Here is a 7791-nt window from a genome sequence, read left to right on the forward strand (position 1 = left end):
CACTTCTGCTGGATAGATCATGGTTTAGGCAGCAGAAGTGGCGTTCTCGATGATGGCTACGGTCCAAGTGGTAGGACTGGTCCACTCGCGCAGCGCCGGTCGGTCCGTGCGCCAGCGACGAATCGAGACCGCTCACACTGCTGCTGTTGCACGGGGTGGTTTCAGGAGGCCAGTGCAACAGTGTGCGCGGCCTCGACGGCATCGGCGGTGGGATGACAGGGGAAAGAGGAAGTCCCGAGGGTCGCGCCGCACAGATGTGCATTGGCAGGCGGCAGCGCACAGGCTCTAGCAATGCACAGGCGTTCACAGTGCCCGGCCCTAGCAGCACGCCGGCGTTCGCAGCGCCGGCGTTCGCGGTGCACAGGCGCTTGTAGTGCACAGATTTTCCTAGAGCGGCCCACCGGGGGGAGCGGGCTGCCATGGTGGGCTCATGGGGGCACGGGCGACGCGATGGTGGGGCGCTCTGCTCGACGCCTGGGCGCTGCTTCTGCCGGTCGATTGTGCGGGATGCGGTGCCGAAGACCGTGGGCTGTGCGGTGACTGCGTGCGTGAGCTGGCCGCCGATCTGACTCCCCGGATCACGGCCGGCGGACTTGCCGTGGTGACTGCGCTTCGTTACGAGGGGCGGGTGCGGCGCATCATCCTGGCCCTCAAAGAACACCAGCGAACGGATGTGGCGACGGCGCTCTCACGGCCTCTCGAGGCCGCCATCCGCCGCTCGCTCGCTCATGGCCTCGCCGAGCTCGTGACGGTGCCCACCAGCCGCGCTTCGTACCGGCGTCGGGGCTATGACCCCGTGGCCATGCTCGTGCGCCCCACCGGATTCGCGCGCTCCAGGGTGCTGGTGCCTGCCCGGCGCACGGCGGCTCAGAAGTCTCTGGACAGCGCGGCACGGGCGCAGAACCTGAGCGGAGCGCTAATTGCACGCGGGTCGCTGGCGGGCCGCAGGTTCGTGCTGGTCGACGACATCCTGACGACAGGTGCGACCCTGGATGAGGCGGCCAGGGCGATTCGCACCGCGGGCGGAGAGGTGGTGGGGGCGGCAACTTTGGCGTTTACTCCGAGGTTGTTCCCGGCGCGTGACAAGCCCACCGCCGAGGACTACGGTGGGGCAAAAGGCGCAGAATGAAATCCGCCTGGGTTTGCATTCAGGCACCGCCTCGTGTGCATGGGGGCTCTGTCTGAGGTGCGTTCAGACTCTGGCGGCCGCGCATGAGGGCTGGGAGGTCGCCATGGAAATTACCGTCAGCGGACGAAACCTGGGGGTAACCGACAGGTTCAGGGAATACGCGATAGAGAAGGCCGAAAAGGTCGATCATCTCGCTGACAAAGCCATCGCATTCGAGATCAAAGTCACTCGCCACCACGAAACCAGGGGCGCCAGTGGTGACGACCGGGTCGAGCTCACACTCATCGGGCCGGGCCCACTCGTGCGCGCAGAGTCAGCCGGCTCAGACAAGTACGTCGCGTTTGACCTCGCCATGGCCAAGCTCGTAGAGCGGATGCGCCAGTCGAAGGATCGTAAGAAGGTGCATCGTGGCCAGCACCGCCCCGTGTCGCTGCGCGAGGCCACCACCGGTGGCTTCTCGGTGGTCGACATCACCCCGGCCAGCCCCGAAGTGCTGGAGCGCGTCATCACCGGGTCCATTCCGGTGCAGGCGGCGGAGCCCGAGCCCGGGGATGAGGATTACTCGCCGGTAGTCATCCGTCGAAAGGTGTTTCCCACCTCGCGAATGACGGTCGAGAATGCTCTTGACCACATGGAACTTGTGGGGCACGACTTCTTCCTGTTCATTGACAGCGAAACCGACCGCCCGAGTGTCGTCTATCGGCGCAAAGGGTGGGACTACGGGGTCATCGGCCTTGAGGAAGAGACTGAGGAAGTGCCCACAGTAGCCGCGAGAGGTCGCAGCGCTCGGCGCTAAGTCGCCTCGGCTTGGTACGCTTGGCCACCGGCAACGCGCTTATTGTCGTGCCGGAAGCTCGGGAGCATCCCGACGAAGAGTGGAGTTATCGGTGGCCAACGTTCTCGAACGCGCGCTTCGCGTAGGTGAGGGTCGACTTCTTCGACGCCTCAAGAACTACGCGGAGGCAGTCAATCACCTCGAAGAAGACTTCAGGGAGCTGACCGACGACGAGCTCAAGAACGAGACCGTAGAACTGCGGGAGCGGTTTTCTGCGGGCGAGTCGCTGGATGACCTGCTGCCCGAAGCCTTCGCTGCCGTTCGGGAGGCAGCCCAGCGCACCCTGGGCATGCGTCCATTCGACGTGCAGGCCATGGGAGGCGCGGCCCTGCACCTGGGCAACATCGCCGAGATGAAGACCGGTGAGGGCAAGACCCTGACCGCAGTGTTCGCCGCGTATCTGAACGCCATCCCGTCCCGGGGCGTTCACGTCATCACGGTCAACGACTACCTGGCGAGCTACCAGTCCGAGCTGATGGGGCGCATTTTCCGCGCGCTGGGAATGTCAGTGGGCGTCATCCTCTCCGGTCAGACTCCGCCCGAGCGTCGAGAACAGTACGCCTGCGATATCACCTACGGCACCAATAACGAGTTTGGATTCGACTACCTGCGCGACAACATGGCGTGGCAGGCCGTCGACATGGTGCAGCGCGGCCACGCCTATGCGATCGTGGACGAGGTCGACTCGATCCTGATCGATGAGGCGCGCACCCCGCTGATCATTTCGGGGCCGGCGTCGGGCGAAGCCAATCGGTGGTTTACCGAATTCGCAAACCTGGCAAATAAACTGATTCCGGATGTCGACTTCGAAGTTGACGAGAAGAAGCGCACGGTCGGGGTGCTTGAGTCTGGAATCGAAAAGGTCGAAGACTACCTCGGTATCGACAACCTCTACGAGTCGGCCAACACCCCGCTGATCTCGTTCCTCAACAACTCCATCAAGGCCAGGTCGCTGTTCAAGAAAGACAAGGACTACGTCGTGATGAACGGCGAAGTGCTGATCGTTGACGAGCACACCGGCCGCATCCTGATGGGCCGCCGCTACAACGAGGGCATCCACCAGTCGATCGAGGCGAAGGAGGGTGTAGCGGTCAAGGCCGAGAACCAGACGCTGGCTACCGTGACGCTGCAGAACTACTTCCGCCTGTACTCGAAGCTGTCCGGGATGACCGGTACGGCCGAGACCGAGGCCGCCGAGTTCATGAGCACGTACAAGCTCGGCGTCATCCCGATTCCCACCAATAAGCCGATGGTGCGCAAAGACCAGTCTGACCTGATCTACAAGAATGAGCAGTCGAAATTCGAGCAGGTCGTCGAAGACATCGTGGGCCGCCATGCCACAGGCCAACCCGTTCTGGTGGGCACGACGAGCGTCGAGAAGAGCGAATTGCTGTCTCGGTTGCTGGCCAAAAAGGGCGTCAGGCACGAGGTGCTCAACGCCAAGAACCACGCTCGTGAGGCAGCGATCATCGCCCAGGCCGGTCGACTCGGCGCCGTCACCGTGGCCACCAATATGGCCGGCCGTGGCACCGACGTGATGCTGGGGGGCAACGCCGAGTTCCTGGCCGTCGCCCAGATGAACGGCAAGAACCTCAGCCCGAGCGAAACTCCTGACGAGTACGAGGCCGAGTGGGATGGCGTCTACGAGTCGGTCAAGAAAGAGGTTCAGATCGAGGCGGACAAAGTCGTCGATGTCGGGGGTCTTTACGTCTTGGGCACCGAGCGCCACGAATCGCGTCGCATCGACAATCAGCTCCGCGGTCGCTCCGGCCGACAGGGCGACCCTGGCGAGAGCCGGTTCTACCTCTCGCTGCAGGATGACCTCATGCGACTGTTCAATAGCGGTGCCGCCGAAGCCCTGATGGGTCGGGGAAGCGTTCCCGACGATCTGGCCATCGGGTCGAAGGTCGTCAGCCGCGCCATCCGGAGCGCCCAAAGCCAGGTGGAGGGCCGCAACGCGGAGATCCGCAAGAACGTGCTGAAGTATGACGACGTGCTGAACCGCCAGCGCGAGGCAATCTATGGTGACCGCCGCCACATCCTTGAGGGTGATGACCTGCAGGATCGTGTCACCCATTTCCTTGAGGACGTCATCACCGAGGTCATCGAAGTGCATACCGCCGAGGGCCATTCCGATGACTGGGATTACGACGCGATGTGGACCGAGCTGAAGACGCTCTACCCCATCTCGATCACCAGCGATGAAGTGCTGACCGAGGCGGGCTCCGCCGGGAAGGTGACCACCTCCTTCCTGACCAAGGAGATCATGTCGGATGCCCGGCTCGCCTATGAGCGTCGCGAAGGCCAGCTCGGGGAGCCCGCCATGCGCGAACTGGAGCGACGCGTTGTGCTCTCGGTGATCGACCGCCGCTGGCGCGACCACCTCTACGAGATGGACTACCTCAAGGACGGCATTGGGCTGCGCGCGATGGCACAGCGTGACCCGCTCGTCGAGTACCAGCGCGAAGGTTTCGCCCTGTACCAGTCGATGATGGGTTCGATTCGCGAGGAGTCGGTCGGATTCTTATTCAACCTCGAAGTGGAGGTGACCGGCGGTTCGGGTGTCGAGGCCAAGGGGCTCGCGGCCCCCGCCACCGACACCAATAGGCTCAGCTATTCGGCGCCGAGCGCCGACGCCCAGGGCGAGGTCGAGGTGCGTAACCAGCGTGGCCAGGTCGAACAGGCTGCCACGGCGCGTGCCCAGCGGGCGAGCGAGCAGGCTGCCCCGCAGCAGCCCGCGGCGCGGGGAGCCTTCGGCCAGCGTGCTGACGCCGAAGCGCCAGCCCCGATGAACCGTGCCGAGCGTCGCGCCCAGGAGGGTCACGCACACAAGAAGAAGCGCTAGCGGGGCCGGGGCCCTCTCCCACCTAGGAGGGCTCCACCCCGAACGCTCGCGCGAGTTTGTCAATTTTCTGCGCTCGCCCGAGCCGCGGCAGGTCGCTGCCGTCACGCACGACCCTGCCCCTGGCCTCGAAGTCAGCGAGGAAGTCACGTGCCCACGCCACGTCCGACCGGGTGGGGCTGATGACTTCGTTGATGATGGGCAGCTGCTCGATATCGAGGCACAGTTTGCCGGTCATCCCGAGCGCCACGGCGACGCCACCCTGCTCGCGCAGCACCGGATGGTTCGAGCCCACGGTCGGGCCGTCGATGGGGCCCGGCAGGTTTCCGACCCGGCTGGCAATGACCAGTCGGGAACGCGGGTAGGCCATGGCCATGTCGTCTGAACTGGTGCCGGTATCTCGCCGATAATCACCGCTGCCGAATGCGAGGCGGTAAGCGCCGCGCGCGCGAGCGATGTTCGCGGCCTCTTCGATGCCCAGTGCCGACTCCACCAGGGCGATCACCGGGGTGGCACCGTGAAGGCGGTCGAAGGTCTCGGACACGTGCTCGGGAGACTCGGCTTTGGCCAGCATGACTCCCAGCAATCCGGGGATTCCGACGAGGGCGTCGACATCGTCTGACCAGAAGTTGGAGGTGCGGTCGTTGATTCGCACCCATCCGCTGCCGCCGGTGCTCAGCCAGTCGACGACATCGGCGCGGGCCTGGTCTTTGAGACCGGGGTCGACGGCGTCTTCGACATCGAGGATGATCTGGTCGGCCCGGGAGCTCTCGGCGGCGTCGAACGACTCGGGCCGGGTGGCGGCGACGAGCAACCAGGAGCGGGAAATCTCCGCCGATACGGGACGGGGCACATTCTGCTGCAACTGCATAACCTCTCTCACGCGGGCACACGGCAATGGCGCCCTCCACAGGCTAGCCGTATCCTGCGGGTGGGGTCAGACCGTCAGCACGACCTTGCCGCGGGCGTGCCCCTCGGTGATCCGGGTGATGGCGGCGGCAGCCTCGGCGAGGGGGTACTGCCTGTCGATGACGGGCACGAGGGTGCCGGCATCCACGAACCCGGTGAGCGCACGACGGTCGTCGCTCGACTCGGTCGAGAGCAGTCCGACGTCGAGATCGCGCGCCGTGTAGTCCATCACGTGTTCGGCGCCGGGAGTTTCAGCACCTCAACCGGGCCATACGCATCCTGAACTATCGCTTTCATCGAGTGATTCCTCCCGGGTGTTGAAACACGTCATCGAGCGGGGTGCCGAAAACGTGGGCAATCTGGAACGCGAGTTCGAGGGAAGGGGAGTAACGCCCCTGCTCGATCGCAATAACGGTCTGGCGCGTGACTCCGATGCGCTCGGCGAGATCGGCCTGGGTCATCTCGCCATTCGCGAATCGCAGCGCGCGAATCGAGTTGGTGACACTCGTCGGCTTCACCACGCCGGCATCCCTCGCCGATATGAGACCACCTTGGCGATGGTCGACAGGATCGCCGAGAGCACAAATGCGAGGTAGATGACATTGGCGATCCAGAAATAGTCGAAGCCGAACATCGCCATCAGCATCGCCGCCAGCGCTCCCGCCACGACGAAGGATTGGCCGGTGTACTCACCCATCCGGTAAATCTGCCGATCGCGCTGGTCTTTCTTATCGGCATTCTTCGGTGAGGCAATGCCAATAATCACGTGCATGACAATCGAGGCGACAATGGATGCCCCGATGCTCCACAGCATCGCCGGAACATAGTCGACCTGCACGAGTGGCACCGCGCGGCTCATCCCCAGCACGATGATGGCGTAGGTCGTGTACGCGGCCACGGCGAGGACCCCCATGATCCACGCGCTCTTCTCTTCGAATGCCATTATTCTCCCCGTCGGAATGTCAAGAATTGCTGACATGAGAGAATGTACAAGAAGTTAGACACAATGTCAAGAAAACTATACTTCCGCGAGCATCTTCGTGATGCGCTGCAGGCTGACGGGCTCTGCGGTGGGGATGTGCTGGGCGAAGAGGCTGAGGCGCAGCTCCTCCAGCATCCAGCGGGCCCGGATGAGGCGGGGCTGGGCTGCGGGGTCGACCGGTAGGGCGCCGCCGGCGGCGACATACCGCCCCTGCGCGAGCTGCACCTCGGTCATCCACGCCCGATCGCGGGACGGATTCTCGACCAGCTTGCCGACCCTGTGCACCAGGCCGTCCAGGTAGGCCGGGATACGGCGCAGCCGCTGAAGCCCGGCGGCGCTCACGAACCCGTCGAAGACGAGCGCGTCGAGCTGGCTGCGACCGTCACCGAGCGGCGCGATCAGGGCGAGGCTCGTCGCGGACTTGATGGCCTTATCGGCCTCGCGGGCCTTCGCGGTGATGCGGGAGACGAGCGCGACGGTCTGGAAGAGGGCGTCGACGATGGTGGCCGAGACCTGATCCCGAGCCTTCTCGAACTCGGCCCGCGTAAACAGCTGGCCATCGCCGATCACGGCGTCGATGCAGGCGACCATGCAGTCCTCGAACAGCGCGGCCGTGGTGCGATACGGGCTTTGGGCGAGCGTCAGTTTCTCGCTGGTGGTGAGGTGCTCCTGCACGTAACCGGTCGGAGAGGGAATGGCCAGCAACAGCAACCGGCGCACGCCCAGGCGATGGGCCGCGGCCTGGTCTTCGGGCGTGCTCATCAGCCGGATGGCAACGCTCGTGCGCTCGTCGACCAGGGCCGGGTATGCACGAATCGTGTTGGAGCCGTGCCGGGTGTCGCGGCTGCGGTCGAGCGTGTCGAAATCCCACGTGGTGACGCCGGCGCGCTCGAGAGGGTCTGCCGGGGATTCCTCGCGCGGCCTGTCGATGGCGCGGGCAACACTTGCCCGTGCCGCGGGCTTGAGGCTCGCCTGCAGTGCGCTCAACACCTTGCCGCTCGCGAGGCGCTGGCCACGGTCATCCATCACCGCGAAGGTCACTCGCAGGTGTGCAGCAACCCGCTCCAGGTCGAAGTCGGCGGGGGTCACGGGCG

8 protein-coding genes are annotated in these 7791 nt (G+C 64.7%); 3 read left to right on the forward strand and 5 right to left on the reverse strand.

Annotated elements, in window-relative coordinates; translation table 11 throughout:
• Positions 1-430: 430 nt before the first annotated feature.
• The 3 genes from RMN95_RS11360 to secA all read left to right on the forward strand — a co-directional run bounded on the left by RMN95_RS11360 (position 431) and on the right by secA (position 4809).
• Positions 431-1129 carry a phosphoribosyltransferase family protein gene (locus RMN95_RS11360; protein WP_309617022.1) on the forward strand — a complete coding sequence of 233 codons (699 nt, stop codon included), beginning with the start codon at positions 431-433 and terminating at the stop codon, positions 1127-1129.
• A 103-nt stretch (positions 1130-1232) separates the two neighbouring features.
• The gene (gene hpf / locus RMN95_RS11365) at positions 1233-1925 is read left to right on the forward strand and encodes a ribosome hibernation-promoting factor, HPF/YfiA family (protein ID WP_309617023.1); all 693 of its coding nucleotides are present in this window, start codon (positions 1233-1235) and stop codon (positions 1923-1925) included.
• A gap of 91 nt (positions 1926-2016) precedes the next feature.
• On the forward strand, positions 2017-4809 hold the full coding sequence (gene secA / locus RMN95_RS11370) for a preprotein translocase subunit SecA (protein WP_309617024.1): 2793 nt from the start codon (positions 2017-2019) through the stop codon (positions 4807-4809).
• A 22-nt stretch (positions 4810-4831) separates the two neighbouring features.
• On the opposite strand, the gene RMN95_RS11375 is transcribed toward secA, so the two are convergent.
• From RMN95_RS11375 to RMN95_RS11395, 5 genes are all read right to left on the reverse strand, one after another.
• Positions 4832-5677, reverse strand: coding sequence for a CoA ester lyase (locus tag RMN95_RS11375; protein ID WP_309617028.1), 846 nt, complete (start codon positions 5675-5677; stop codon positions 4832-4834).
• A 66-nt stretch (positions 5678-5743) separates the two neighbouring features.
• Complete coding sequence (locus tag RMN95_RS11380) at positions 5744-5944, reverse strand: zinc-binding dehydrogenase (protein WP_309617029.1); 201 nt, start codon at positions 5942-5944, stop codon at positions 5744-5746.
• Positions 5945-6008: 64 nt separating this feature from the next.
• The gene (locus RMN95_RS11385) at positions 6009-6236 is read right to left on the reverse strand and encodes a helix-turn-helix transcriptional regulator (protein WP_309617025.1); all 228 of its coding nucleotides are present in this window, start codon (positions 6234-6236) and stop codon (positions 6009-6011) included.
• Positions 6230-6694 (reverse strand): hypothetical protein, encoded by a 465-nt coding sequence (locus tag RMN95_RS11390; RefSeq protein WP_309617026.1) that lies wholly within the window; start codon positions 6692-6694, stop codon positions 6230-6232. The genes RMN95_RS11385 and RMN95_RS11390 overlap by 7 nt, the downstream gene beginning before the upstream one ends.
• Before the next feature lie 39 nt (positions 6695-6733).
• A partial coding sequence (locus RMN95_RS11395; RefSeq protein WP_309617027.1) for a DUF3418 domain-containing protein occupies positions 6734-7791 on the reverse strand: 1058 nt, incomplete at its 5' end.

The organism is Salinibacterium sp., from assembly GCF_031364185.1.
In the GTDB taxonomy this organism is placed as follows: domain Bacteria; phylum Actinomycetota; class Actinomycetes; order Actinomycetales; family Microbacteriaceae; genus Rhodoglobus.

Bases quoted from the DNA above. Each gene is read 5' to 3' on its own strand.
- RMN95_RS11360 (WP_309617022.1), top strand. From the start codon at position 431: ATGGGGGCACGGGCGACGCGATGGTGGGGCGCTCTGCTCGACGCCTGG.
- hpf (WP_309617023.1), top strand. From the start codon at position 1,233: ATGGAAATTACCGTCAGCGGACGAAACCTGGGGGTAACCGACAGGTTC.
- RMN95_RS11375 (WP_309617028.1), bottom strand. From the start codon at position 5,677: ATGCAGTTGCAGCAGAATGTGCCCCGTCCCGTATCGGCGGAGATTTCC.
- RMN95_RS11380 (WP_309617029.1), bottom strand. From the start codon at position 5,944: ATGGACTACACGGCGCGCGATCTCGACGTCGGACTGCTCTCGACCGAG.
- RMN95_RS11390 (WP_309617026.1), bottom strand. From the start codon at position 6,694: ATGTCAGCAATTCTTGACATTCCGACGGGGAGAATAATGGCATTCGAA.